Source organism: Halomonas sp. A29, from assembly GCF_046723295.1.
Lineage (GTDB): Bacteria > Pseudomonadota > Gammaproteobacteria > Pseudomonadales > Halomonadaceae > Halomonas.
The window spans coordinates 1-26,618 of the sequence record NZ_JAXQPR010000015.1 but is presented as its reverse complement, the minus strand read 5'-3'; the positions used below and the strand labels follow the sequence as shown (position 1 = coordinate 26,618).

The window sequence follows — 26,618 nt, the reverse complement described above, 5'->3', positions numbered from 1 at the left end:
TTGCCGACCCCCACCGTTCAGCGCATCGGCTGCTGTTCGAATGAGTAGATAATTGAGAGGAGTGTCGAGCGTTGATTGTCGGTGCCTGCATTCCCTGCCTATAGTGAGGGGCACCGTTTTCCGCTCGAGAGAGGTGACGCATGAACCAGCCCGCTGTTTCCGCCCCGACCGCGCAGGACTTCAAGGTCGCCGATATCAGCCTGGCCGACTGGGGGCGACGCGAGATCCGCATCGCCGAGACAGAGATGCCGGCGCTGATGAAGATCCGCGCCAAGTACCGCGACGAGCAACCGCTGGCAGGGGCGCGCATCGCTGGCTGCATCCACATGACCATCCAGACGGCAGTGCTGATCGAGACGCTGATCGACCTTGGGGCTTCGGTGCGCTGGTCGTCGTGCAATATCTTCTCGACCCAGGACCACGCCGCCGCCGCTATCGCCGCGGCCGGCATTCCGGTATTTGCCTGGAAGGGCGAGACCGAGGAGGAGTTCTGGTGGTGCATCGAGCAAACGGTGGAGGGCTCCGACGGCTGGACCCCCAACATGGTGCTGGATGACGGCGGCGACCTCACGGCGCTGCTGCACGACAAGCGCCCGGAGCTGCTCGACGCCATTCACGGCATCTCCGAGGAGACCACCACTGGCGTGCATCGCCTGCAGGAGATGCTGCGCGACCGCACGCTCAAGGTGCCAGCGATCAACGTCAACGACGCCGTGACCAAGTCGAAGAACGACAACAAGTACGGCTGCCGCCATTCGCTCAACGACGCCATCAAGCGCGGTCTGGACCACCTGCTGGCGGGCAAGCAGGCGCTGGTGGTGGGCTACGGTGACGTAGGCAAGGGCTCAGCGGCCTCGCTGCGCCAGGAGGGCATGATCGTCAAGGTCGCCGAGATCGACCCCATCTGCGCCATGCAGGCGTGCATGGACGGCTATGAAGTGGTGTCGCCCTATGTCGACGGCGTCAATCGTGGCAAGGAGAGCGTCGACCGGGCCTTGCTTTCGCGCATCGACCTGGTGGTGACCTGCACTGGCAACATCGAGGCCTGCGACGCTGCCATGCTCGAGGCGCTCAAACCCGGCGCGGTGGTGTGCAACATCGGCCACTTCGACAACGAGATCGCAACCGGCTACATGCGCCGCCACTGGCATTGGGAGGAGGTCAAGCCGCAGGTGCACAAGGTCTATCGTGACAGCACGCCGGGCCATTTCGACCCCACCAGCGGCGACTATCTGCTGCTGCTTTCGGAGGGGCGGCTGGTCAACCTGGGCAATGCCACCGGCCATCCATCACGGATCATGGACGGCTCCTTCGCCAACCAGGTGCTGGCGCAGATCCATCTCTACCAGCAGCGTTTTGCCGACCTGCCGCCAGCGGAAAAAATAGGCGGCCTGGCAGTCACGGTGCTGCCGCGCCATCTCGATGAGGAAGTGGCGCGCTATATGGTCGAGGGCTTCGGTGGGGTACTCACGCGCATGACCGAGCAGCAGGCCGAGTACACCGGTGTGCCCGTCGAAGGGCCCTACAAGCCGGACGCTTATCGCTATTGAATTGGATAAGCTGCAATGAAGGCCGAACGCCGCCGATGGGCGGCGTTCTTGCGTGTGATGTCGCTTGCCTGTCTTGGCAATCAACCGTCGACGAAGGCAAGAAAGCGTCCTGCGATCATTACCGCAGGCCACAGTAGCAGCGAGAGCCCCCCTGCCAACCGCAAGCGCCGGGGCGTGGCCTTTGCCAGCCCCGGCCCCAGGTTGAGCAGCAGGGCATTGGCGATGGCCAGTGCGATCAGCGCCAGCTTGAGGCGAAACAGTGGCATTTCTGCGTAGCCGTTGGGGTCGGCGAGAAGCAGCAATCCCCCGGTCGTCATGGCCAGCAGGAGCCCGAAGATGGCCACCGGCTGCAGCAGTCGGCCCAGCTCCCGCAGCGGCAGATGCCTGCGCCAGCCCAGCAGGCGCAAGTCGAGGGCCACGATGGCGCCCAGCAGCAAGGAGATACCCAGCACGTGCAGGGCATTGATTGCCGCATAGCCCCAGCGCGAGAGGCGTACCCATTCGGCCAGGGCCGTCTCGGCAAGCCAGCTCAGCAGTGCTTCCACGATGTTCGGTTAGATCCGGCCGGGATAGAGCACGTAGTGCTCGTCGCCGATCCACAGCTGTTCGGCCTTGAGCAACCGTTCGCCGGCATGTTCGCCGGAGACACGCAGCTCCACGCCTTCAGTCAGGTCGCCCTCGGCCAGCCCGGCACGCTCGTTGCGCCAGGGCTGACCGACCTCCACCGTCCATGTCTCGCCATCCACGTCCAACTGGACTTCGCCATGAGGGTTGCCCAGCCGCACCTGGGTGATGGTGCCTTCTATCTCGATGGTTTCTCCCCCGGTCCAGCCATGGTGGGCTTGGGCAGGCACGAGGAACAGCAGCATGACAATGGCCAGCAGCCATTTCGCCTGAGGGTGCATGGTCGTCTCCTTCCGAGAGGCCTCCCTTCAGGCTAGCCCTGCCGTCATCGGCTGCAAGGACAATTGCTGCGTCGGGCCGGGCCCCCTACAGTCCGGCCAGCGGCATGAGCCATTTCAGGTAGAGCGGGATCAGCAGCGGGGCGGCCAAGGTGGTGACCAGTACCGCCAAGGCGCCCTTCTCCGGCTTGATCCCCAGCTCCATGGCGACCACCACCACATTGGCCGCCATCGGGACCACGCCCAGCAGCAACAGCGCCAGGACCAACTCGTCGGGCAGGGGCAGCAATGCCTGAAGCAGAAGGACGACGAGCAGCATCAGCCAGGGCCACAGCAGGTAGCGGATGGCCACGCAGCCGGCCATGAAGCGCAGATCGATCTCGCGAATCGCGACCCGGCCCAGTGTCATGCCGATGATCATCATGCCGAGCAGCGTGTAGGTGGCCGGGAACACCGACAGGCTCTCCATTAGCGCGTCAGGCAGCGTCATGCCGAGCCCGCTTACCAGCAGCGCGGCAAGAAAGGCGTAGATCAGCGGCAGCCTGGCGATCTTGGTCAGGCTCTCACGCACCGAGAAGCGGCCGCGTGCGCTGAGATAGAAACCCACCGTGAACTCGTAGAGCGTCACGCCGAGTATGCAGAAGAGATAAAGGGTCACGCCTTCGGGCGGCAGCAGGATCATGGCGATCGGCAGGCCGAAGTAACCGGTGTTGCCGGTGCCGGATGAGAACGCCAGCACGGCGCTTTCCTGGGGCGAAAGGAAGCGCTTCGCCAAGGGGTTGATGATGGCAGCCACCAGGCTGGCCAGCAGGAAGAGAGCCAGGGTCAGCAGCAGATAATGGGGTGTCGGTCCACCCAGCAGCAGGCCGCGGAAAAAGGTCAGCGGTGCAATGAGGTAGATCAGCAGCGTTGCAATGGGACGCGGATCGATCGCCAGGCGCCGCGCGGCGAGCCAGCCCAGGCCGACGAAGGCCAGCAGCGTCCAGAGAGGGCCCAACAGTGCGCCAGGGTCGATCATCGCTCGCCATTCCATCGCCGAAAGCCGATATGATGCCTGTTGACGGGACAACTGTCAGCATGTGCCACCTCCCTGAGCGCCAGCTCCACGATCAGCCGTTATGGCGGCTCGACCTGGCCCGTTCTGCCTGGTCGTCGATGTTATCCTTGTACGCGGTCTTGTCCCGGACCACTTGCGTGCCGCGGACCCTCATATGACTGCAGTTCATGCAGCAGCGTGAAACTTTTCATTGGTCAGGTGTTGGGCAGGGCGGCAGAATGCATGAATTCGCGAAGCCAATCGCAAGCTTATCTACCAGAGCTGTCGCCCTAGGCGGCAGGTGGTGCCGATCGAAGAGCGTCAGCAACAGTGAGAGGATCCTGCATGAGTACGTCGTACCCGCTTGGCATCAGTTTCGAGTTCTTTCCCCCCAACACCGAAGCGGGGCGCGAGAAGCTGATGGGGGTACGTGACGCGCTGGCAGAGCGCAAGCCGCGCTTCTTCTCGGTTACCTACGGTGCCGGCGGCTCGACCCAAGCACGTACCCTGACCACCGTGAGGTCCGTCCGCGAGGCGGGCATCACCACGGCACCACATCTCTCCTGCGTCGGCAGCGAGAAGGCCCAGTTGCGCGACCTGCTGGCCCAGTATCGCGATGAGGGCATCGACAGCCTGGTTGCCCTGCGTGGCGATCTGCCCTCGGGCATGGGCGGCATCGGTGAGCTGCGCTACGCCAACGAGCTGGTGGAGTTCATCCGTGAGGAAACCGGCGATCACTTCGAGATCGCCGTGGCGGCTTATCCCGAGTCCCACCCTCAGGCGGCGAGCTTCGAGCGCGACGTCGAAAATTTCGCGCGCAAGGTAAAGGCGGGAGCCAACCTCGCCATTACGCAGTACTTCTTCAGCGCCGACGCCTACTTCCACTTCGTCGAGCGTGCCCGTGCATTGGGCGTCGAGGCACCCATCGTGCCCGGTATCATGCCGATCACCAACTACACCAAGCTGGCCCGTTTCTCGGATGCCTGCGGCGCCGAGATCCCGCGCTGGATTCGCAAGCAGCTCGAGGCCTACGGCGACGACAGCGACGCCATCGCCAAGTTCGGTACCGAGGTGGTGTCGCGGTTGTGCCAGCGCCTGCTGGAGGGTGGCGCTCCTGGACTGCACTTCTACACCCTTAACCAGGCCGACCCCTGCCTGCGGATTCTCGACAACTTGAGCTGATCGCTTGGCACCGGGGCGCATCACCAGCTAGCCTGTTCCTGCATGTCCATGGATTCAGGAACAGGAGGACGCTAGATGCGCCATGCCAACCTTTCGGGAGTCACTTTTGCCTGCCTGCTGCTCGCTGCAGGTGCCGCCCAAGCCCAGGAAAGCCACGAAGTAGAGATGAGCTGGGTGAGCACCGATGGCATCGAGGACTCCATCGGTACCATTACCCTCGAAGATTCCGATCACGGCCTGCTGCTCACCCCCGATCTGCGCGAAATGCCGCCCGGCGTGTACGGTTTCCACGTGCATGAGAATCCAAGCTGCGAGCCGGGCGAGAACGAGGACGGCGACATGACGGCCGCCGGCGAGGCGGGCGGCCACTACGATCCGGAGGAAACCGGAACTCATCAGGGCCCCTACGGTGATGGGCATCTTGGCGATCTGCCGGTGCTGATCGTCAACGAGGACGGTGAAGCTACCCTGCCAGTGTTGGCGCCGCGTCTCAGTCTCGAGGACGTCCAGGGCCGCAGCCTGATGGTTCACGAAGGTGGCGACACCTACTCTGACGAGCCTGAACTCGGCGGTGGCGGTGATCGCATGGCCTGCGGTGTCGTTGAATCGTAAGCGACTCCGGTAGCCCTGCCCCCGCCTGAAAACGCAAGGGCCCCGCCAAATGGCGGGGCCTCGTCTTGTTGCCCAGAGCCGTGTGGCTCAGAGCTTATGGCCTGGGGTTCATGCCGGGGTAGTGGGTTTTGCCTTGAGGGCGGCCGCCTGCCAGACGAACACCAGCCCACCGATACCGAGACCGGCCAGGTCTGTCATCCAGCCACCGGCGATCATCGACAGTGCGGCAGCAAGCAGCAGGATGCGCTGTACGAAGTTGACTCCTCCGTTCAGGAACCAGCCCTGTACCGATGCCGCAAGCAGGTAGATACCCACGCTGGCGGTGATGAACACACGCAGAATCCCTCCCCAACTGCCTTGCATCAACAGCTCCGGGCTGTAGAAGAACATGAAGGGCACGATGAACGCGGCCAGGCCGAACTTGAAGGAGGTCATGGCGGTCTTCAGCGGATCGGTGTTGGCAATGGCCGCTGCCGCATAGCCTGCCAGCGCCACCGGAGGCGTGATCGCCGACAGTACCGCGTAGTAGAACACGAAGAAGTGCGCCACTAGCGGAGGGATACCGATCTGCTGCAGGCCCGGAGCGACCACCGAGGCGGCCACGGCATAGGCTGCGGTGGTTGGCATGCCCATGCCGAGCAGGACCGAGATACACATGGCGAAGAAGAGTGCCATCAGGTGGCTGGTATCCGCGATGCCGAGCAGCATGGAAGCGAAGCGGGCACCGACGCCGGTCAGTGCGATCACGCCGACGATGATGCCGGCACAGGCACACACCGCGATCAGCGGAATGGCCATGCGCGCGCCCAGCGAGAGGGCATTGAGCAGCGCCTTGGGGCCCATCCAGTGGGGTGTGAACCAGGAAACCACGGCGGCGCTGACCATTGCCAGGGTGCCGGCACGGATCACCGAATAGCCCATGAACAGGGTGCCGACCAGGATGATGATGGGCAGGAACAGATAGACCTGCTTGACCATCTGACGGAACACCGGCAGCTGGTCCCGGGGCAAGCCCTGCATGCCGCCGCGGCGCGCTTCCAGGTCAACCATCAGGTAGATGGAGAGGAAGTAAAGGGCAGCGGGAATCAGTGCGGCGACGGCAATCTCGGTATAGGGAATACCGGTGACCTCGGCCATGATGAAGGCGCCGGCGCCCATGATCGGGGGCACGATCTGGCCGCCGGTGGAGGCGGCAGCTTCGATGCCGCCAGCGCTGCGTGGGTGATAGCCCACCTTCTTCATCAGCGGAATGGTCAGTGAGCCGGTAGCGACCACGTTGCCTGCCGAGGTGCCGTTGATCATGCCCATCAGGCCGGAGGCGAACACTGCCACCTTGGCCGGGCCGCCACGCGTGCGGCCGGCGGCAGCGAAGGCGAAGTTGACGAAATAGTCACCCACGCGTGACGCCTGGAGGAAGGCGGCGAAGGTGATGAACAGAATGATGTAGGTTGACGAGACAGCCGTCGTCGCGCCGAGAATGCCGTTGTCGGTATACAGATAGGTGAAGAAGCGCTGCGGCGAGTAGCCGCGGTGTTCCAGCAGGCCGGGCAGGTAAGGGCCGGCGAAGGCGTAGACCAGGAAGACGGCGGTGATGACGATCAGCGCCAAGCCGGCCACGCGACGGGTAAGTTCCATGATCAGTGCCACCCCTACCGCCGAGACGATGAACTCCGTCTGGCCTGCGAAGGGTGTGCCGGCGGCCATGCGCCAGCGCTGCAGCACGAACAGCAGATAGGCGGCAACGATGATCGAAGCGACGATCAATATCGCATCGGCCCAATGGATGGAGCGGCTGGAGCTGCGCCATACCCAACTGCTGATCATGGCGATGGCGGTGGCGATAGCCAGTGCCCAGCTCATGTGCACCATGACCCAGGCAGCCGGCTGCGTACCCTGTGTCTCGCGTACGAACCAGGCGTAGAGGATGGTGACGGTGGCATACGCAATGGCGGCCACGGCAGGAGCCAGGACGAGCCACTCGACACGCTTGATACGCAGGTCGCCGGGGCTGCGGTCCAGGGTCATGGCCGCGGTAATGGCGAAGCCGACGGCCAGGCCGCCAGCTACGTGAATGATTCGAAAGGCCCAGGTCTCGATGGGAGCAACGTTGAGCGCATAGAGATGCATGGCCGTGAACAGGACACAGGCGGCAAACACCGTCTGGCCGAGCAGGCCGGAGAGCACTCGCTCGTTATGGGCGATGGGGATGTCGGAGACGCCTTCGGTGCCGATCTTCGAGGCGGCTTGTTCGGGTTGGGTTTCGTGGGTCATGCCGGGATGCTCTGAGGGTTACGGTTGCCTGCGGTGGAGCAAGGCGTTGACGCCGGCCCTGAGGCCGGCGTCGATGCGCGTCTCTAATTAGTCGCGCAGATCCTCCGGGATCTCGTAGCCGTTCTCTTCGAACCAGCGTACGGCACCCGGATGCCAGGGCAGGAAGGTGTTGAACTCGAAGTTCTCGGCCTGCGTCTCGCTGGCAGCACCGTGGATCTGAACCATGCGATCGTTGTTTTCCATCACGGTCTTGGTCACTTCATAGACCAGTGACTCCGGCATGTCCTTGTGCGTGATGGCGAAGTTCCAGATCGAGACGGCGGTCAGGTCCTCATCCAGGCTGTTGTAGACAGAGGCCGGGATGCTGGCCGGGCTCAGCTCGGGGAAGTCGTCCAGGAACTGTCCCATCTCTTCTTCGGTGAAGGAGAAGATGTTGACGTTGGCCTGTGCTTCGAGCTGATTGAAGGCAGAGATCGGCACGCCGGCAGCGAAGGCAAAGGCGTCGATCAGGCCATCCTGGAGCTGGCCAGCCTGGTCGGCGGCGCCGCCGTTGCGAGTATCGACATTGAGGCCGAGCTTCTCGAACAACTGCGGGTAATACATGTCCGAAGTACCGCCTGCGGGGCCTACGCCCACGGTCTTGCCGTCCAGATCGGAAACGGAGCTGATGCCGGAGCCGGCCATGGCAATGATCTGCAGCGTGGTCTGGTACATCGGGAACACCGCACGGATGTCGGTATGCTCGACGCCCGGGGCGAGCTCACTGTTGCCGGTCCAGGCCTCGTAGGCCGGTCCCATGGTCACCATGCCGAAATCGTGCTCGCCCATCTGTACCAGGGTGGCGTTCTGGACGGGGCCGCCGGTTACTTCGGCGCCGAAGGGGACGCCGAGAGCATCGCCCACCATGTTGGCCCAGCCAGAGCCATAGATGTAGTAGGTGCCACCCTGGCTGGCAGTGCCTACGGTCAGGCTGCGGGGCCAGTCGCTGCGATCTTCTGCCTGGGCGCCGGAGGTGACCAGAGCCGCGCCGAGCACGGAAGTGGCGATCAATTTGGAGGCGGTGTAGCGCATGGAAGTACTCCGATTTGCCTTATCGTTATGGGAGCGCACCGGCGGTGCGCCCGTGTGAAACACGGAAGTTACCACCATCAGTATAGGCAAGCGCTGCGCCATGGAAGGAGAAAAGTAGCTAAAACAAAGTCTTGTTTTCGTGGCATTCGACGAAAGTCGACATGGGGCGAGGGCTTGTTGGCTGGGGTTTCGCACGATGACGCTATTTCGATGTGCGGTTTTCCGCACGTCAGTTGATTCTGGGCGGTTCTACCAAGGCGGCAATCAACCGGCTGGCCTGGTGCAGGTCGTTCATCAGCGACGAGGCCAGCCAAGGATCGAGACGATGCTCGCGCAGCCGTTTTGCCAGCTCGTATTGCCAATGGCGGCGAACTTCTTCGAGGGGAGTGGCGAGCGCCAGGCCTTCTTCACCCTCGGCTAGTCGGTTGAGGCCGACCGCCACGGCAAGTCGCAGATCGTCATGGGCTTCACGCAGCGGGCTCACTGGCGCCGCATGACGCAGGAAGCTGCGTTGCAGTACTTCACCGAAGCGAACGGCTTCGACCATGCGCAGTGAGCGAGCCTGCAGGGCGTCCAACCGGTTCTGCTGGGCCTCGGTGAGCGGCACGTCGATGCGTGCCTGGAAGGCGAGAATCTCGGTCAGCAGTGGCTTGATGCGTTCGTGATAGCGGGCATTGACCGATGGCCAGGCGCCCGGGTCGATGCGAGACTCCACGGCGCTGCGCAGCGGCGGGTGGCCAATGACCTCGGCACTGGGCAGCAGGATGGCCGTGCATAGGAGGTGATAAGCGCGACGCTCGAGACGCCGGCACTCTTGTTCCATGGCGCTGACGGCGGTGTCGGCGTGGTTCAGGGCAGTACTGTCGAGATGGCGAGCTTGCGTCTGTGGCAGCCTTGCAGGCTCGGGGAAGCGGTGCTCGAGAAGCTCGGCAAGGCGTGGTATCCAGGGCAGCATCAGCACGATGCCCAGCAGGTTGAAGAGGGTATGGAACAGCGCCAGCTTGAGCGGCCAGGCGGTTTCGGCCAATCCCACCAGCTCGGCGATAGCATCCACCAGCCAGGCCAGCGGCACCAGCAATGCCAGGGCGACCGCAGCGGTGACAAGGTTGAAGATGACATGGGCGCCGGCCAGCCGACGAGCAGCAACGCCGGCTGAGAGCGCGCCGAGTACGGCGGTTACCGTGGTGCCGATATTGGCACCGATGGCGATGGCCAGGGCGGGCAGGTAGGGCAACTGGCCCGAGGCCAGGGCGGTCAGGGTGAGCAGCAGCGTGGCGTGGCTCGATTGCATCACCACGGTGGCGACAACGCCGATCAGCACGAACAGCGGCCAGTGCCACAGCCGGTCGCCGGCCAGCCCATCCAGACGGATGCCGTCCTGCCAGGCCTCGAAGCCGAGCTTCATGAAGTCGATGCCCAGGAACAGCAGGCCAATGCCCAGCAGCAGCCCGGCGATGCCGGCCAAGGAGCCGCTCAGACGGTAGCGACCGAGCAGGCCGAGGGCGAGCAGCGGCATGGCGTAATGGGCCAGGTCGAAGCGCAGGCCGAACGAGGCGATCAGCCAGGCGCCGGTGGTGGTGCCCAGGTTGGCGCCGAACAGCAGGGCGATGGCGCCGGGCAGGGTGACCAGGCCGGCACTGACGAAGGACATCGCCAGCAGCGTGATGAGCGAACTGGACTGGACCAGGGCGGTTGCCAGGGCGCCGACGCCGATGGCTCGCCCCGGATGGCTGGTGGCGGCATGCAGCCAGCGATCGAGGGTGCCGCCGGAGAGCCGCTTGATGGCCTCTTCCAGCAGAGTCATGCCCCACAGGAACAGACCCAGACCGGCGGCGAGAGTGGCAATATCGTGGCGTGACAGCAACAGGGCCGCTGCCGCCGCCAGGCCGAGCAGCTCCAAGTGTCGCCGCCTGCCTCGGTGGAGCCCGGCGCCGGGAGTTGCTGCGCCCTGCACCGTCAGCGGCTCCGAGGGTCGAGGATCCTCACGGTCTGGATGGTGTTGCGCTGCTGCTCCTCGCGCTCACGGTTGACGCGAGTCTCCAACTCGGCAGCCGTCTCGTCCTCGATCGCTGCCTGTTCGAAGAAATCACAGCTGACGCAGTCACGATAACGTATACCGTTCTGCTCCCAGGCACGGATTCGGTCCATCTCGGCACAGCGGGGGCAGATAGCGCCAGCAATGAAGCGTTTCTGAACGGCCATGGAGCCTCCGTAGGATGGCCGCCGGTGAGCCCGGCGGCGGTGTGGCCAACGATACCTTGCCGCGCTGTCGATGTCAGGCAGCACGGATGCCGCTGTGTCGCAGCAGCGGCTCGACGCTGGGCTCGCGGCCGCGGAAGGCGCGGAACAGCTCCGCAGCGTCGCGGGCGCCGCCCTGCTCGAGGATCTCGCTACGGAAGCGGCGTCCGGTTTCGGGATCGAAGATGCCGGCTTCCTCGAAGGCGCTCCAGGCGTCGGCGGAAAGCACCTCGGCCCACTTGTAGCTGTAGTAACCCGCGGCATAGCCGCCGGCAAAGATGTGGCTGAAACCGTTCTGGAAGCGATTGAAGTCGGCCTTCGGTACCACCGATACGGCCTTGCGCACCTCGTCGAGCAGGGCCTGTACGCCCGCCGCCGTGGGCGCACTCAGCTCATGGTGCAGACGCAGGTCGAACAGCGAGAATTCGAGCTGACGCACCAGGCCCATGGCGGATTGGAAGTTCTTGGCTGCCTGCAGGCGTTCCAACAGCTCGGCGGGCAGGGGGGCACCGCTGTCGACGTGGCCGGCGATCAGGTCGAGGCCTTCTCGCTCCCAGCAATAATTCTCCATGAACTGGCTGGGCAGCTCCACCGCATCCCAGGCCACGCCGTTGATGCCGGATATTTCGGCCACCGTCTGCCGGGTCAGCATGTGGTGCAGGCCATGACCGAATTCGTGGAACAGGGTGGTGACCTCGTCATGGGTCAGCAGTGCCGGCTTGTCGCCCACCGGGCGGGTGAAGTTGCAGGTGAGGTAGGCCACCGGCAGCTGTAGCCCCCCGTCCTCATGGCAACGCCGCACCCGGCACTCGTCCATCCAGGCTCCGCCGCGCTTGCCTTCGCGTGCGTAGAGGTCGAGGTAGAAGCCGGCAATGGGCTCGCCGTGCTCCACAATCCGGAAGTAGCGGACCTCTGGATGATAGCGGGGAGCCTGAAGGTCTTCCTCGAAGCTGATGCCATAGAGTCGCTCGACCACCTGGAACAAGCCGTCGACCACCCGCGGGGCAGGAAAGTAAGGTCGCAGTTGCTCCTGGGAGATGGCGTGGCGTGCCTCACGCAGCTTTTCGCTGGCATAGCCGACATCCCATGGGGCCAGCTCGGGTAAACCCAGCGTTTCGCGGGCGTAGGCTTCCAGTTCGGCGAACTCTTCCCTGGCCTGAGGCACTGCGCGGCGGGCAAGGTCCTCGAGAAAATCCAGTACCTGGCGCGGTGACTCGGCCATCTTGGTAGCCAACGACAGGTCGGCATAGCTGGCAAAGCCCAGCAGTTCGGCCAACTCTCGGCGCAGGGTCAGGGTTTCCTCGATGATCGGTGCGTTATCGTACTCGCCGGCATTGGGACCCTGATCCGAGGCGCGGGTGACGAAGGCAGTATAAACCTCTCGACGCAGCTCGCGGTCATCGGCGAAGGTCAGCACCGGGTAGAAACTGGGGAAGTCGAGGGTGATGCGATACCCTTTCGCACCCTTGGCCTCGGCGTTGGCGGCCAGTGTTTCCAGGGCGCTCTCCGGTAGGCCGGCCAGGCTGGCCTCGTCGTCGATGTCCTTGTGCCATGCCTGGGTGGCATCGAGCAACTGGTTGGAGAAGGTGTTGGAGAGCTCCGACAGGCGCGACTTGATCTCGCCATAACGCTTCTTCTGCGCTGCCGGCAAGTCGACGCCGGCGAGGCGGAAGTCGCGCAGCGTATTGTCGACGCTGCGGCGCTGGGCTTCATCCAGCTCGGCCCAGGCCGGTCCCTCCTTGAGCGCCTGCCAGGCACGGAACAATCCTTCGTGCTGGCCCAGCCAGGTGCTGTAGTCGGAAAGCTTGCCCAGGCAGGCCTGGTAGGCCTCGCGCAGCGCCGACGAATTCATGGTGCCGTTGAGATGCGATACCGGCGACCAGGCGCGCGACAGCCGGTCGTTGAGTGCCTCGAGCGGAGCGGCCAGGCTCTCCCAGGTTGGCGCCTCCTGCTGTGCGCGCTCGGCCAGTGCCTCGGTGCCAGCGCGGTTGTCGGCCAGCAGTTTCTCGATGGCCGGTACCACATGTTCCGGCTTGATCTCGGCGAAAGGGGGTAGCTCATGGGGCTCAAGCAGCGGATTGTGGGGCATGCGCACCTCGGGTTGCAGTCAGCGGGAAAGGCGTATTAGCAGTTAGATGCGGCCTCAGGGAGTGGGTTTCAATCCCGTCGGGGGGATTGGTGGCAAGGAGTCGGCCTGATAGGCTTGCGCCTCCACGAAAGTCGAGGTGACGGCATGAACGCAACCCTGGAGCGCTGGAGCACACGGCGGGCCTTCATCCTGGCGGTGACGGGCGCGGCGGTGGGGCTGGGCAACATCTGGCGCTTTCCGTATATCACCGGCGAGAACGGCGGCGCCGCCTTCCTGGTGCTTTACGTGACCTTCGTGCTGTTACTGGGCTTGCCGGTCATGATGGCCGAGATCCTGATCGGCCGTGCCGGTCGCCGAGCGCCCATGCAGGCGCTTGGCCATCTGGCCGGCCAGGCCGGAGCCAGCCGTCACTGGCGTTTTCTAGGGTTGTTCGGTGCCTTCACCGTGTTCTGCATCCTGTCGTTCTATTCCGTGGTTTCGGGCTGGTCCATCGAGTTCCTGGTGACGGCGGTGAATGGCAACTTCAGCGGGCGCGGCGCAGACGAGATCGCGACCGGCTTCGAGGCCTTTCTCGGCGACCCGCGCCGGATGACCTTCAACCATACACTGTTCCTGTTCATGACCATGACCGTGGTCGCGGCGGGAGTGGCCAAAGGGCTGGAGCGGCTCAACAACCTGCTGATGCCGCTGCTCTATCTGCTGCTGATACTGCTTGCCGGTTATGCGGCGACCACCGACGGCTTCGGTACGGCGCTGACCTGGCTGTTCCGGCCGGACTTTTCGGCCATTACCCCGCTGGTGGTCATGCATGCCATGGGGCACGCCTTTTTCACCCTGGCGGTAGGCGCTTGTGCATTGATGGCTTACGGTGCCTACATGCCGGAGCGCCAGAGCCTGCCGCGTGCGGCCGGAGCGGTGGCCGTACTCGACGTCAGCGTGGCGCTGCTGGCCGGCATCGCCATTTTCTCGGTGGTGTTCACCCAGGGGATGGACCCCGGCGAGGGGCCGGGTTTGATGTTCGTCACCCTGCCCATCGCCTTTGCCGAACTGCCCTGGGGGGCGCTGTGGCTCAGCGTGTTCTTCCTGCTGTTGCTGCTGGCGACCTGGACGTCGTCGATCAACCTGGCCGAGCCCATCGTGGCCACCCTGCAGGGGTTGGGGCTGAGTCGCGGCAAGGCTGCCGCGGTGGTGGGGATCTCCGTGTGGTTGGTGGGGCTGCTCTCCGTGCTGTCGTTCTCTACCCTGGCCGAATGGCGGCCGCTGTTCGGCATGAATGCTTTCGACCTGGTCACCACCATTCCCACTGAGATATTCCTGCCGGTGGGCGGCTTGCTGATCGCCATCTTTGCTGCCTGGATCATGCCGCGCCATGAGGTCCAGGCGGCACTGGGAGTCAGCGAGCCGGGCTTTCGTCTGTGGCAAGCGGTGATACGCTGGGTCTCGATTCCCCTGGCGGCCGTGGTGCTGATGGCCGGACTATTGTGACAATCCCGATGCGACCGGCCAGGGTGCCGGCCTGGAGAGAAGCATGAGTGCGAACGACCCCATCCGCAGTTGGCAAGGCACGCGACCCACCCTGGGTGCGCGGGTCTACCTCGACCCGGCCAGCGTAGTACTCGGCGACGTGGTGCTGGGCGACGACTGTTCGGTCTGGCCCATGGCGGTGATCCGCGGTGACATGCACCGCATCCGTATCGGGGCGCGCACCAGCGTGCAGGACGGCAGCGTGCTGCACATCACCCACGCCAGCGATTTCAACCCCGATGGCTTCCCGCTGACCATTGGCGACGACGTCACCATCGGCCACAAGGCGATCCTGCACGGCTGCACGCTGGGCAATCGCATCCTGGTGGGCATGGGGGCCATCGTCATGGATGGCGCCGTGGTCGAGGACGAGGTGATCATCGCCGCCGGTGCCGTGGTGACCCCGGGCAAGCGTCTCGAGAGCGGTCATGTCTATGCCGGCAACCCGGCCAAGGCGCTGCGTCCGCTGAAGGAGAGCGAGCGGCAGTTCTTCCCCTATACCGCCGGCAACTACGTCAAGCTCAAGGATCAGTACCTGGCTGAAGCAGGAACGACTGCCACATGACGGAAACCTTGGGGTTCATGGCGGCGGTCATCGGCCTGCTGATCACACCCGGGCCCACCAATACCCTGCTGGCGGCCTCGGGCAGTCAGCGCGGCATGCGTGCATCGGTGAGCCTGATTCCTGCCGAATTGGCCGGCTACCTGTTGGCGATCGCCCTCTGGGGCAGCGTGCTGGGCAGCCTGGGGGAGCGGTGGGAGTGGCTGTCGGTGACACTGCGCATCGCCAGTGCGCTCTATATCGCTTACCTGGCGTTGCGCATGTGGCGCAGTGCCACTGACTTGGAGGTGGCTGCCAGGGTCGTGGTGAGCCACTCGGGGCTGTTCCTGGCCACGCTGCTCAACCCCAAGGCGTTGCTGTTCGCCGCAGCGATTTTCCCTCAAAGCGCTTTCCGCGGGCCCGTCGAATTCGTGCTGCCTGCGCTGCTCTTCAGCCTGTTGCTGATACCGATAGCCGCGCTCTGGATCGCGTTCGGCACTGCCGTGGCCGGCGGTCGCTTGAGGTGGCTATCGCCCTTCGTCATTCAGCGCGGTGCCGCTCTGGTACTGGCCGGTTTCTCCCTCTCTCTGGGATGGAGCACGCTGCACTGAGACAAGCCGGCGCTCTGTCGGGCATTGTCTTCGGTTGCGTCGACAAGCGATAATCTGGCTTTTTATCCAGTAGAGGGCTTGTCCCGGCATGGCCGATTTCCGCACCCATCTTGGCGTGGCCGCCGCTGGCGGCGCCGTACTGGCCCATGGCGGTTGGCAGGTAGGGCTGTGGGAGCTGTGGCAGGGCGGGGTCGTGTTCGGGCTGGTGACCTTCGGGGGCATCCTGCCCGACATCGATGCCGACAGTTCCAAGGCGATTCGCCTTATCTTCAATCTACTGGCGGTGCCCAGCGTGGTGCTGGGAGCGCTGCTGTTGCAGGGGCATCTGGCCCCGGGTTATTTGCTGGTGGTGTGCGGTCTGCTCTATCTCACGGTGCGCTACGTTGCCGGTGGCGTATTCAGTCGCTTCACCGTGCACCGGGGCATCTGGCATTCGCTGCTGGCCGCCGCTCTGTGCGGGCTGGCGGCGGCAGCGGTGAGTTACCAGCTGTTCGTTCAGCCTGCCCGGTTGGCTTGGGTGCACGGTGTTGCCGTCTGCCTCGGTTTCGTCATCCATCTGGCACTGGATGAAATCTACAGCGTCGATCTCACCGGGGCGCGCATCAAACGCTCCTTCGGCACGGCGCTCAAGCCTCTCGACATTCAGTCTCCGGGCAACTCGCTGGCCATGCTCATGGCCGGCATGGCGCTGCTGCCATGGCTGCCGGCCTGGTCAGCGCTGCTGGAGTTGCTGGCTCAGGGCGTGGCCTTGTGGCGATAGTCCTCGGCCTTGAGCCCGTACTTGCGCAGCTTGTCGTAGAGCGTCTTGCGCGGCAGCCCGAGATGTTCGCAGACCTCGGTGATCCTGCCGCGATGGCTGACCAGCGACTGGCTGATCAGGCTCTTCTCGAACAGCTCCACCTGCTGCGGCAGGGCCAGCTCGGCGCTGTCCGCCTCGACGCCCTCCAGGAGCACGTCGAGGCGATAATCGAAGGCCGATCCCAGCAGTACGTAACGCTCGGCCAGGTTGCGTAGCTCGCGCACGTTGCCGGGCCAGTCGTGAGCCATGAGGGCGGAGATCCCACTGGTGTCCAGCGGAGGGGCCTCCAGCCCGCTGCGGTTGGCGGCGACCACGGCGAAGTGCTGGAACAGCAGCGGGATGTCCTCGCGCCGTTCGCGCAGAGGCGGGAGCGGCAGGGTGACCACGTTGAGACGGTAGTAGAGGTCCTCGCGGAACTCACCAGACTCGGCGGCGAGCTTGAGGTCGACCTTGGTGGCGGCGATGACGCGAATGTCGAGCGGGATGTGTTCGTTGGCACCGAGGCGTTCGATGCAGCGCTCCTGCAGCACGCGCAGCAGCTTGACCTGCAGCGCCAGCGGCATGGACTCGATCTCGTCGAGAAAGACCGTGCCGCCGTTGGCATGCTCGAACTTGCCGATGCGCCGCTCCACGGCGCCGGTGAAGGCGCCCTTCTCATGACCGAACAGCTCCGATTCGATGATGCTCTCCGGCACGGCGCCGCAGTTGATGGCGACGAAGGGATGTCCGCCGCGAGGACTGCGCTCGTGGATGGCACGGGCCACCAGGTCCTTGCCGGTGCCCGTTTCTCCGAACAGCAGGACGTCGGTCTCCACCTGAGCAATGCGCTGTACCATGGAGGCGAGTCGATGAATCGCCGGCGTTCTCCCCACCAGGCGTGGCCCAGGGGCGGCCTGTTGGGCTTCCAGCTCGGCCTTGAGCTGGCGGTTTTCCAGGCTCAGGCGACGCTTGTCGATGCCGCGGCGTACCATCTCGACCAGCCGCTCGCCGGCAAACGGCTTCTCCAGGAAGTCCCAGGCGCCCTCACGCATGGCTTCAACGGCGGTGGAGATGTCGCCGTGACCGGTGATCAGGATCACCGGCAGGTCCGGGTCGCGCAGACGAACTTCACGCAGCAGGGTCATGCCGTCCATGCCGGGCATGCGAATATCGCTGACGATCACGCCAGGAAAGTCGGGCGTAAGCGCATCCAGGGCACTCTCGGCACTGGCGTGGGATTCAGGCTGGTAGCCCGCAAGTTCGAGGGTTTGGCCGGCGGTGATGCGCAGGTGAGGCTCGTCGTCGATGATCAGTACCGGTATGGCCGCCGGGTCATGCATGTGAGCGCTGCTCCTCGTTTGGCGAAAGCTGAGAGTCGTCAGGACGTTCTTCCTGAGGCAGGGTGATGGTGAAGCGCGCGCCGGCGCCAGGATGGTTGGTGGCCTCGATGCTGCCTCCAAGATCCTTGATGATGCGTGCCGAGATCGACAGGCCCAGGCCCAGCCCGCTACCCGGGGATTTCGTGGTGAAGAACGGCTCGAAGATGCGCGACAGGTGTGGCTCCGGTATGCCGGGGCCGGTATCGGTGACGCTGATCCGCACCTGAGTCCGCTCGGCTTCGACGCCCAGGATGAGCTTGGGTGCGGGCGTTTCCGCCATTGCCTGAAGCGCGTTGCCGATCAGGTTGACCAGGACCTGCTCGAGTCGCACCAGGTCGGCATGCACCCATGCCTCGTCAGACCAACTGCGTACCACCTCAACGTCGTGTAGGCGATTCCGGTAGAGGCGCAGCGCATAATCGAAGCATGCCTGTACCGATACCGCGGTCAGCGAACTGCCGCTCTTGCGTGAGAACTGGCGCAACTGGGCACTGATCTCGGCCATGCGTTCGGTCAGCTCGACGACCTGCTCCAGGTTGGCATCGACGGCCTCCAGGCGCTGTCGCTCAAGGAAGGCGCGGGCATTCTCGGCATAGGCGCGAATGGCCGCCAGCGGCTGGTTGAGCTCATGATTGATGCCGGCGGCGAGCTGGCCGAGAACGGCGAGCTTGGCGGTCTGCACCAGTTCGTCCTGGGTCTGGCGCAGGTTCTCCTCGGCCCGCCGCCGCTCCTCGATCTCGTCGGAGAGCAGGCGGTTGGTCTCCAGCAGATCGCGAGTGCGCAGCGCAACGTTGCGCTCGAGTTCGTCCCGGGCGCGGGCCAGGGTCTGGCGCTCGCGTTCGGCGAACAGCTCGCGCTCGCGGCGCAGGCGGTGGCGCTGCCAGCCGATGCCACCGGCCAAGGTGACTACGCCGTAAAGCCCCCCGGCCAGCGCGGCGGTCAGCCATTGCGACTGGTAAACGGTGCCCAGCGGTTTGAGGATATGCATCTCCCAGCCATAGGCGTCCATGGGGCGGGCAAGCCCCAGATAACTCGCCTCGGCCAGGGGGCCATCGTTGAACCTGACCAGGCGGCTGCCGTCCGGCCGCTCTTCATAGACGTGGATGCCCGAGGGGGAGAGTGGCTCGTCGGCGTAGCGCCGGGCTGCCAGCAGCGTCTGGCGCTCCTCTTCCGAGAGCGCATGGAGCGCGGTCATGCGCAGCGCGGGGTGGCTGGCCATGAAGATGATGTCGTCGGCATCGGTCACTAGCAGCTCGGCATCCTGCGCCGCCCAGCTCTCCTCCACGGAATCGAGCAACACCTTGATCACCATGACGCCATCCGGGCGGGCGTCCGGGGTCGTTTCGTCCAGCCATACCGGGGCCGAGAAGTAATACCCGCGCTCGAGGGATTGGGTGCCAAGTCCGAAGAAACGGCCGCGTCCACCGGCGATGGCATCCTGATAATAGCTGCGGAATGCATAATTGTGGCCGATGAAGGTATTGACCAGGTGCCAGTTGCTGGCGGCAAGCGTGGTGCCGTCTCGGTCCAGCAGGTAGATGTCCGAGACGTTGGCGATGGCACGAAACCGATCGAGCAGCAAATTGAGAGGCATCGGGTCCTGGTGGCTGGCGCCGCTCAGAAAGCGCTGCACCATCTCCCGCGATGCCAGGATCTGTGGCAGGTAGTCATGGCGTGTCAGGTGACCCTCCAGGCCGGCTGCGGAGAGGCGCAGCTCGTTCTCGGCCTCGCGCACCAGTGTCTGCAGCGCCTGCTCACGCGCTACCTGGGCGGCCTGCCACATGACCACGGCCAAGCCTAGCGGCAGCAGTAACAGCAGCAGCCAGCGCAGAGGAACCGACAGGCGAGGGGGGCGATGCGGGCCTTTCACTCGAGGCGCTCCCTACAGCTGGATTTCCGGCAGTGCCTGGGCACGACGCAGCGCACGTTGTGCACGGGTTTCTGCGCGCTCCATTTCCAGCAGCTCTTCCTCGACGAAGACCAGATGCTCATGAGACCGCGCTCGCGCATCCTCGGCACGGCCTTCGAGAATGGCATCGAGCAGTGCGCGATGCTGCTTCATCAGCATGGGCCGCGACTGAGGCTTCTCGAACAGATGGGCCAGGTTGTCGACGATGCTCTTTTCCAGCAGGTGGAAGATGCCGCGAATGGTATGCAGCAGCAGGACGTTGTGTGCTGCCTCGGCGATAGCCAGGTGGAAGGCGGCATCCGCCTTGGCTTCCAGCTCCGGGTCGCGTCCGGCGAAGCAAGCTTCCAGCTCTTCGAAGCGCTTGATCAGCATGGCACGATCGGCCGGTGTAGAGCGCAGGGCGGCATAGTAGGCTGAAATTCCCTCCATGGCGTCGCGGAACTCGAGCAGGTCCAGGTGGAATTCCTGATGTCTGGACAGCATGTCGAGCAGTGGGTCGCTGTAGCCACTGTTGAGTTCGCGGGTGACGAAGGTGCCGCCACCTTGTCGGCTGGTCAACAGGCCCCGGGTCGCCAGCTTCTGAATGGCTTCGCGCAGGGAGGGGCGCGAGACGCCGAAGCGCTCGGCCAGCTCGCGCTCCGGTGGCAGGCGCTGGCCGGGCTTGAGGCTGCCTTCGAGAATCATCGCCTCGAGTCGCTCGGTGATGACATCGGCCAGGCGCGGCTGGCGCACATTCTGATAGGTCATGCGGGTCTTCCTGAAGATGCAACGCCACTTAATTGGTCTTACCAATATTGGCCTGAAATGCGTCGTCTTGCAAATGCCCGTAAACGCCATGAATCGCGCGACGCTGCGGGTGCTGTTTCAGTTGTAGTCATTCAGATAGACCAAAGTCTATGCGAATCAGGCGAATAATAGCGAGGCTCGTCGTTGACACTGGTAGTCACGAGCCCTAAGGTTCAACGACTTTCTTGGGTAAATTGGTTTGACCAATTTACCCGGAAGCCGAAAAGCTATAATCAGCAAGACCGCTACTGCCCACGGGCCGACAGTGAGGGAGCTTCATGAAGCCAGTCAAGCTATATCCACCCAAGCCGGAGAAGGTCTACTTCTTTGGCACCTGCCTGATCGACCTCTTCTACCCTGACGCCGGTCTGGATGGAATTCGCTTGCTGGAGCGTGAAGGCATCGAGGTAATTTTCCCGCAGGGCCAAACCTGCTGCGGCCAGCCGGCCTATACGTCAGGCTATCACGATGAGGCTCGTGTCGTAGCGGCGGCTCAGCTCGGCCTCTTTCCCGAGCCCTGGCCGATCATCGTTCCCTCTGGCTCCTGCGGGGGCATGATGCGTACCCACTACCCGCAGCTCTTCGCTGACACGGAACGGGAAGTCCAGGCTAATGAGGTGGCAGGGCGAATCTATGAGCTCACCGAGTTCTTGCTGCACGTCTGCCACCTGAGGCTCGAGGACCGCGGACAGCCCGAGAAGGTAGTCATGCATACTTCCTGCAGCGCCAGGCGCGAGATGGGGCTGGCCGAGACCGGCCCGGCGCTGCTTGCCAGGATGGGGCAGGTCGAGCTGGTGGAGCAGGCCCGCGCCGCCGAATGCTGCGGCTTTGGCGGCACTTTCGCGGTGCGCCACCCGGAGGTTTCCGCTGCCATGGTAGAAGACAAGACTCAGGCCATCGAAGCCACTGGCGCCCGGCGCTTCGTCACATCGGACTGCGGCTGCCTGATGAATATCGGTGGTCGCTTCGAGCATCAGGGCAAGCCGGTCACCGGTGAGCATATCGCCAGCTATCTATGGCGGAGGACGTCATGAGCCTGCAAGCCCCAGGGGTACAGACTTTCACCCCCCGCGAGTTTCATCGCCAGGCCCACGATGCGCTGGGCAATCCGCAGATTCGTGCCAACTTTCGCAAGGCGATGGATGGTCTGATGGCCAAGCGGCGCGACGTTTTCAGCGACTGGGACCTCGAAACCCTGCGTGAGCTGGGTGCCAATATCCGCCTGCGGGCACTGGCCAAGCTGCCCGACCTGCTCGAGCGACTCGAGGCCAACTGTCAGGCCAACGGTATCCAGGTGCACTGGGCCGAGGATGGTGACGAAGCGTGCCGCATCATTCGGGAGATCTGCGAGCGCCACGAGGCGAAGGCGGTAATCAAAGGCAAGTCGATGGTTTCCGAGGAGATGCACCTCAATGCTCATCTCGAGGCAGCGGGTATCGAGGCGCTGGAGTCCGACCTCGGCGAATACCTGGTGCAGCTCAATGAGCAGACGCCCTCCCACATCATCATGCCGGCGATCCATCTCAATACCGATGAGATCTCCGAAATCATGCACGCCAAGACCGGCACCGAGCGCACCCGCGACGTCGACTACATGACCGCGGCGGCACGAGCCCAGTTGCGCGAACGCTTCATGGCTGCTGATGTCGGCATCTCGGGAGTCAACTTCGCGGTGGCCGAAACCGGCACCCTGTGCCTGGTGGAGAACGAAGGCAATGGGCGGATGACCACCGCCGTGCCGCCGGTGCACATCGCCGTGACCGGCATCGAGAAGGTGGTCGAGCATCTGCGCGACGTGCCGCCGCTCTATGCGCTGCTCACGCGCTCGGCCACCGGCCAGCATGTCACCACCTACTTCAATATGATCAGTTCACCGCGCAAGCCAGGTGAGCATGATGGGCCGAAAGAGGTTCATCTGGTGCTGGTCGACAGCGGTCGTTCCAACATCTATCAGGACGACGAACTGCTCGATACCCTGCGCTGTATCCGCTGCGGGGCCTGCATGAACCACTGCCCGGTCTATACCCGAGTGGGTGGGCATACCTACGGCACCACCTATCCAGGACCCATCGGCAGCATCTTGATGCCGCACATGATGGGGCTGGAAGAGACCAAGGACTTGCCCACCGCCTCTAGCCTGTGTGGCGCCTGCGGTGAGGTGTGCCCGGTGAAGATCCCGATTCCCGATCTGCTGGTGCGGTTGCGTCGTGAAGCGGTGGGCGAGGGGCGCGGCAATGTGCCCGGCGCCGGCGTCAAGCGCACCAGGAAGGAGGCGGCGGCATGGAAAGGGTTCCAGTGGTTGGCCACACACCCTGGTGTATGGCGCAGCAGCACGGCACTGGCCGGCAAACTCCAAGCGTTGATGCCGTCGAAGCTGGGGCCCTGGACCGAGTACCGCACAGCACCCAAGCCGGCCAAGAGAACGCTGCATGAGCTGGTCAAGCGCCACCAGGCCGAGAAGGGGGAGGAGCGTTCATGAGTGCCCGTGAGAATATTCTCAAGCGTCTGCGCGAGCGCGCCGATGGCCCGCTGACGGCCCCCGAGAGCGACTTTGCCGTGGTGACCGGTCGTGAATGGAGTGCTCAGGAGCGACTGTCCCGCTTCGAGCGGCTGATCACTTCGGTCCATGGCGAAGTGATACACACCGGCCGTGCTGACTGGGCAGCTGCACTGGCCGAATTGCTCGAGGCCAAGGGTATCCGGCGACTGGCGCTAGGCCGTGAACATCCGGTGGCCGCCGAGGCGCGTACCGCCCTGGCGGAGGGCAACGTCGTCCTGATCGATGCCGACCGTGACATCGAGACTTGGCAGCATGAGCAGTTCCACGACACTGATGCCGGCCTGACCTCGACGCGTGGCGCCATCGCCGAGACCGGTAGCCTGTGGCTATGGCCGACCCCCGACGAGCCGCGTCTGCTGAGCCTGGTGCCGCCGATCCACATCGCCGTGCTCGATGCCGACGCTATCGAAGATACCTTCTTTGACGTCGTCGAAGCCCACGGCTGGGCCGGCGACATGCCCACCAATGCACTACTGATCTCCGGGCCGAGCAAGACCGCGGACATCGAGCAGACCCTGGCCTATGGCGTGCACGGGCCGCGCGAGCTGGTGGTGCTGATGCGCCATGCCGAGGTTCTCCCATGACCGCTGCGGCAATAGCGCCGTCCGCCGGCGCTTGGCAGGAGCTCAAGCGCGAGCTGCTCGCGATCATGCCCGCCGAGCAGTTGATCGACGACCCGCTGCGCACCCTGGCCTACGGTACCGATGCCAGCTTCTACCGGCTGATTCCCAAGCTGGTGGTCCGGCCCGCCAGCGAGGACGAACTCATGGCGGTGCTTGCCGGTTGCCGCAAGCGCCATCTGCCTGTGACTTTTCGTGCCGCCGGCACTTCGCTCTCGGGTCAGGCGGTAACAGACTCCGTGCTGATCCAGTTGCGCGAGGGCTGGCGCGGCCACGAGATTCTCGACGGCGGTCGGGCCATCCGCCTGCAGCCCGGCGTGATCGGTGCCCGGGCCAATCAGCTGCTGGCGCCTTTCGGACGCAAGATCGGCCCCGACCCGGCTTCCATCAATAGCTGCATGGTGGGCGGGATAGCCGCCAACAACGCCTCGGGAATGTGCTGCGGCACAGCACAGAACAGCTACCGCACGGTGCGCGACATGCGTGTGATCCTGGCCGACGGCACACGCCTGGATACCGCCGACCCGGCCAGTCGCGAGGCGTTCCGTCGGAGTCATGCCGAGCTCGTCGAGGGGCTGGAGAGGCTCTCGGCCGAGACCCGAGGCAACGAGCCGCTGGCTGAAAAGATTCGCCACAAATACCGGCTCAAGAACACCACCGGCTATGCGCTCAACAGCCTGGTCGACTTCGATGACGGCATCGAGATCCTCAAGCATTTGATGATCGGCTCCGAGGGCACGCTCGGCTTCATCAGCACCATCACCTACGAAACCGTGATCGACGAGCCGCACAAGGCGGCGGCGCTGGTCTTCCTGCCGGATATGGCCACTACCTGCCGGGCCACCATCGCGCTCAAGCCGGCGCCGGTCTCGGCGGTGGAGCTGATGGACCGTGCCGCGTTGCGCTCGGTGGAAAGCAAGCCGGGCATGCCCGAAGTGCTCAAGACCCTTCCTGACGGGGCGGCGGCACTGCTGATCGATGTGCGCGGCAACGACGAGGCGCAGCTCGAGTCCAGGCTCGATGCGGTGCAGGCCATCTTCGAGGGCATTCACACCCTGGAGCCGGTCACCTTCACCCGTGACAAGGGCACTTACGAACTCTACTGGAAGATACGCAAGGGACTCTTCCCCGCCGTGGGTGCGGTACGTGACATCGGCACTACGGTGATCATCGAGGATGTCGCCTTTCCCATCGAGCGTCTCGATGAGGGCGTGGTGGCCCTCACCGAGGCGTTTCATCGCCACGGCTATCCGGAGGCGATCCTGTTCGGTCACGCCCTGGAGGGTAATCTGCACTTCGTCTTCCCCCAAGGCTTCGAAAAGCCTGGCGAGGTGGAGCGCTACCAGGCGTTGATGGATGAGGTCGCGCAGTTGGTCGGCGTCGAGTACGGCGGCTCGCTCAAGGCCGAGCATGGTACCGGGCGCAACATGGCGCCCTACGTGGAACTCGAGTGGGGCCCCGACGCCTATGCACTGATGTGGCAGATCAAGGCGCTTTTCGATCCCGAAAACCTGCTGAACCCCGACGTCATCCTCAGTCGCAATCCCACCCTGCATCTCGAGAACCTGAAGCCGCTGCCGGCCGCCGACTCAATCGTCGACAAGTGCATCGAGTGCGGCTTCTGCGAGCATGTCTGTCCTTCCCGCGACCTCACCCTGACGCCACGCCAGCGCATCGTCATCGCCCGCGAGATGGCAAGGCTCGAGGCCCTGGGCGATGCCATTGCCGAAGAGGATGCAGAACGACTGGCCGCGTTGCGCCGCGACTATCGCTACGCCGGCGACGAGACCTGTGCCGTCGATGGCCTGTGTGCCACTCAGTGCCCGGTGGGTATCAACACCGGCGAGCTGATCCGCGAGATGCGCCATGAGCGCCTGGCATCCCATGCCGACATGGCACGCCGAGTGGGGCGGCACTTTTCCGGCACCACGCGTCTGGCGCGAGGCATGCTCAACCTGGCGGGCGTTGGGCGCGCCGTGCTGGGTGAAAAGGGGCTCACCGGTGTGAGTGGGGCCATTACTCGTGCCAGCGGAGGAAAGGTGCCGCAGTGGGTGCCTACCCTGCCCAAGGCGGCCTCGGTGCGCGTGCTGAAACGCAAGAACGCTGGCAGTACGGTCCGGGATAAAGTGGTCTACTTCCCTTCCTGCGCCACGCGGGTGTTCGGCGCCGGGCATGGTGACAGCGAAAGCCGCTCGATCATGGAGATCACCCTTGCGTTGCTCGACAAAGCTGGCTTCGAGTTGATCGTTCCCGAAATGCCGGGGCACCTCTGCTGTGGCATGGCCTTCCAATCCAAGGGTCAGTTTGACGAAGCGGCTCACAAGGCCCGCGAACTCAATCGCGAATTGCTGATAGCGAGCCAGAACGGCCGCTATCCGATCCTCAGTGATACCAGTCCCTGCGTGCTGCATATGCAGGGGCGGCTGGATGAGCGCCTTGTGGTGCAGGAGCCGGTGGCCTTCGCCCATGACTACCTGCTGCCGCGTCTCGACATCACCCCGCTCGATGAACGAGTGGCGGTGCATGTGACCTGTTCCAGCACGCATATGGGGCTGGGGGAACGCATGGTAGCCCTGGCGCGGGCCTGCGCCCGCGATGTCGTGGTGCCGGCCGAAATTACCTGCTGCGGCTTTGCCGGTGACAAGGGGCTGGTCACACCGGAACTCAACGCCTCGGCGCTCAAGGGCCTGGCCGAACAGGTGGAGGAGTGCGATGCGGGTTATTCCAACTCGCGTACCTGCGAGATCGGCCTGTCTCTGCATGGCGGCATCCCGTATCGTTCAATCCTGTCTCTGCTAGACCGTGCCAGTCGGGGGCGTAGCGCCGCTTGAGAATATCCACAGGCCCTCGCCGTTCGGGCCTGTGGAGAACGCCGGTGGACAGCTTGCCTGCCTTGGCCCGTCACGGCCTCGTCACGTGCCTGAAACTTTTTTACAGGAAGGCCTTGCGGGGCATCCGA

Annotated in this window: 22 protein-coding genes; 11 read left to right on the top strand and 11 right to left on the bottom strand. The window is 64.3% G+C overall.

The features are described from left to right. The first annotated feature begins 140 nt into the window (after positions 1–140). Positions 141–1,550 (top strand): adenosylhomocysteinase, encoded by a 1,410-nt coding sequence (ahcY, locus tag SPH52_RS21025; protein ID WP_411796997.1) that lies wholly within the window; start codon positions 141–143, stop codon positions 1,548–1,550. Between the two features lie 80 nt (positions 1,551–1,630). Here the strand turns inward: ahcY and SPH52_RS21020 are convergent, their stop codons facing one another. The 3 genes from SPH52_RS21020 to SPH52_RS21010 all read right to left on the bottom strand — a co-directional run bounded on the left by SPH52_RS21020 (position 1,631) and on the right by SPH52_RS21010 (position 3,470). Then, on the bottom strand, positions 1,631–2,095 hold the full coding sequence (locus SPH52_RS21020; RefSeq protein ID WP_411796996.1) for a hypothetical protein: 465 nt from the start codon (positions 2,093–2,095) through the stop codon (positions 1,631–1,633). Positions 2,096–2,104: 9 nt separating this feature from the next. Then, positions 2,105–2,455, bottom strand: coding sequence for a DUF6152 family protein (locus SPH52_RS21015; RefSeq protein ID WP_411796995.1), 351 nt, complete (start codon positions 2,453–2,455; stop codon positions 2,105–2,107). 85 nt (positions 2,456–2,540) lie between these two features. Further along, entirely contained in the window at positions 2,541–3,470 is a 930-nt protein-coding gene (locus tag SPH52_RS21010) for an AEC family transporter (protein ID WP_411796994.1), read from the bottom strand. A gap of 363 nt (positions 3,471–3,833) precedes the next feature. On the opposite strand from SPH52_RS21010, the gene metF reads away from it, so the two are divergent. Then, positions 3,834–4,670, top strand: coding sequence for a methylenetetrahydrofolate reductase [NAD(P)H] (gene metF, locus SPH52_RS21005; protein WP_411796993.1), 837 nt, complete (start codon positions 3,834–3,836; stop codon positions 4,668–4,670). 75 nt (positions 4,671–4,745) lie between these two features. Continuing rightward, positions 4,746–5,282, top strand: a complete 537-nt coding sequence (sodC, locus tag SPH52_RS21000) for a superoxide dismutase [Cu-Zn] SodC (protein WP_411796992.1) — start codon at positions 4,746–4,748, stop codon at positions 5,280–5,282. 108 nt (positions 5,283–5,390) lie between these two features. Here the strand turns inward: sodC and SPH52_RS20995 are convergent, their stop codons facing one another. From SPH52_RS20995 to prlC, 5 genes are all read right to left on the bottom strand, one after another. Then, positions 5,391–7,553, bottom strand: coding sequence for a TRAP transporter permease (locus SPH52_RS20995; RefSeq protein WP_411796991.1), 2,163 nt, complete (start codon positions 7,551–7,553; stop codon positions 5,391–5,393). 87 nt (positions 7,554–7,640) lie between these two features. Next, positions 7,641–8,624 (bottom strand): TAXI family TRAP transporter solute-binding subunit, encoded by a 984-nt coding sequence (locus SPH52_RS20990; RefSeq protein WP_411796990.1) that lies wholly within the window; start codon positions 8,622–8,624, stop codon positions 7,641–7,643. 229 nt (positions 8,625–8,853) lie between these two features. Then, a complete protein-coding gene (locus SPH52_RS20985; RefSeq protein WP_411796989.1) occupies positions 8,854–10,524 on the bottom strand; it encodes a Na/Pi cotransporter family protein in 1,671 nt (556 codons plus the stop codon). A gap of 56 nt (positions 10,525–10,580) precedes the next feature. Then, a complete protein-coding gene (locus SPH52_RS20980; protein WP_411796988.1) occupies positions 10,581–10,826 on the bottom strand; it encodes a YheV family putative zinc ribbon protein in 246 nt (81 codons plus the stop codon). A 73-nt stretch (positions 10,827–10,899) separates the two neighbouring features. Then, positions 10,900–12,951, bottom strand: a complete 2,052-nt coding sequence (prlC, locus tag SPH52_RS20975; protein WP_411796987.1) for an oligopeptidase A — start codon at positions 12,949–12,951, stop codon at positions 10,900–10,902. 144 nt (positions 12,952–13,095) lie between these two features. Between prlC and SPH52_RS20970 the strand changes: the two genes are divergently transcribed. From SPH52_RS20970 to SPH52_RS20955, 4 genes are all read left to right on the top strand, one after another. Beyond that, the gene (locus tag SPH52_RS20970; protein ID WP_411796986.1) at positions 13,096–14,436 is read left to right on the top strand and encodes a sodium-dependent transporter; all 1,341 of its coding nucleotides are present in this window, start codon (positions 13,096–13,098) and stop codon (positions 14,434–14,436) included. 43 nt (positions 14,437–14,479) lie between these two features. Continuing rightward, complete coding sequence (locus tag SPH52_RS20965; protein WP_411796985.1) at positions 14,480–15,040, top strand: gamma carbonic anhydrase family protein; 561 nt, start codon at positions 14,480–14,482, stop codon at positions 15,038–15,040. After that, positions 15,037–15,627: a LysE family translocator gene (locus tag SPH52_RS20960; RefSeq protein WP_234255564.1), complete on the top strand. Its 591-nt coding sequence runs from the start codon at positions 15,037–15,039 to the stop codon at positions 15,625–15,627. Before SPH52_RS20965 ends, SPH52_RS20960 begins: the two co-directional genes overlap by 4 nt. Positions 15,628–15,715: 88 nt before the next feature. Beyond that, positions 15,716–16,387, top strand: a complete 672-nt coding sequence (locus SPH52_RS20955) for a metal-dependent hydrolase (protein ID WP_234251798.1) — start codon at positions 15,716–15,718, stop codon at positions 16,385–16,387. Here the strand turns inward: SPH52_RS20955 and SPH52_RS20950 are convergent. Genes SPH52_RS20950 through SPH52_RS20940 form a run of 3 tightly spaced genes read right to left on the bottom strand, consistent with a single transcriptional unit; the run spans position 16,363 to position 20,440 of the window. Then, entirely contained in the window at positions 16,363–17,745 is a 1,383-nt protein-coding gene (locus tag SPH52_RS20950) for a sigma-54-dependent transcriptional regulator (RefSeq protein WP_411796984.1), read from the bottom strand. The genes SPH52_RS20955 and SPH52_RS20950 overlap by 25 nt on opposite strands. After that, positions 17,738–19,654, bottom strand: a complete 1,917-nt coding sequence (locus tag SPH52_RS20945; protein WP_411796983.1) for an ATP-binding protein — start codon at positions 19,652–19,654, stop codon at positions 17,738–17,740. Before SPH52_RS20945 ends, SPH52_RS20950 begins: the two co-directional genes overlap by 8 nt. A gap of 12 nt (positions 19,655–19,666) precedes the next feature. After that, positions 19,667–20,440: a GntR family transcriptional regulator gene (locus SPH52_RS20940; RefSeq protein WP_411796982.1), complete on the bottom strand. Its 774-nt coding sequence runs from the start codon at positions 20,438–20,440 to the stop codon at positions 19,667–19,669. Between the two features lie 317 nt (positions 20,441–20,757). On the opposite strand from SPH52_RS20940, the gene SPH52_RS20935 reads away from it, so the two are divergent. Genes SPH52_RS20935 through SPH52_RS20920 form a run of 4 tightly spaced genes read left to right on the top strand, consistent with a single transcriptional unit; the run spans position 20,758 to position 26,490 of the window. Further along, the gene (locus SPH52_RS20935) at positions 20,758–21,513 is read left to right on the top strand and encodes a (Fe-S)-binding protein (RefSeq protein ID WP_411796981.1); all 756 of its coding nucleotides are present in this window, start codon (positions 20,758–20,760) and stop codon (positions 21,511–21,513) included. Further along, a complete protein-coding gene (locus SPH52_RS20930) occupies positions 21,510–22,958 on the top strand; it encodes a LutB/LldF family L-lactate oxidation iron-sulfur protein (RefSeq protein WP_411796980.1) in 1,449 nt (482 codons plus the stop codon). The genes SPH52_RS20935 and SPH52_RS20930 overlap by 4 nt, the downstream gene beginning before the upstream one ends. Beyond that, complete coding sequence (locus SPH52_RS20925; RefSeq protein ID WP_411796979.1) at positions 22,955–23,623, top strand: LutC/YkgG family protein; 669 nt, start codon at positions 22,955–22,957, stop codon at positions 23,621–23,623. The genes SPH52_RS20930 and SPH52_RS20925 overlap by 4 nt, the downstream gene beginning before the upstream one ends. After that, a complete protein-coding gene (locus SPH52_RS20920) occupies positions 23,620–26,490 on the top strand; it encodes an FAD-binding and (Fe-S)-binding domain-containing protein (protein WP_411796977.1) in 2,871 nt (956 codons plus the stop codon). The genes SPH52_RS20925 and SPH52_RS20920 overlap by 4 nt, the downstream gene beginning before the upstream one ends. Positions 26,491–26,618: the final 128 nt, after the last annotated feature.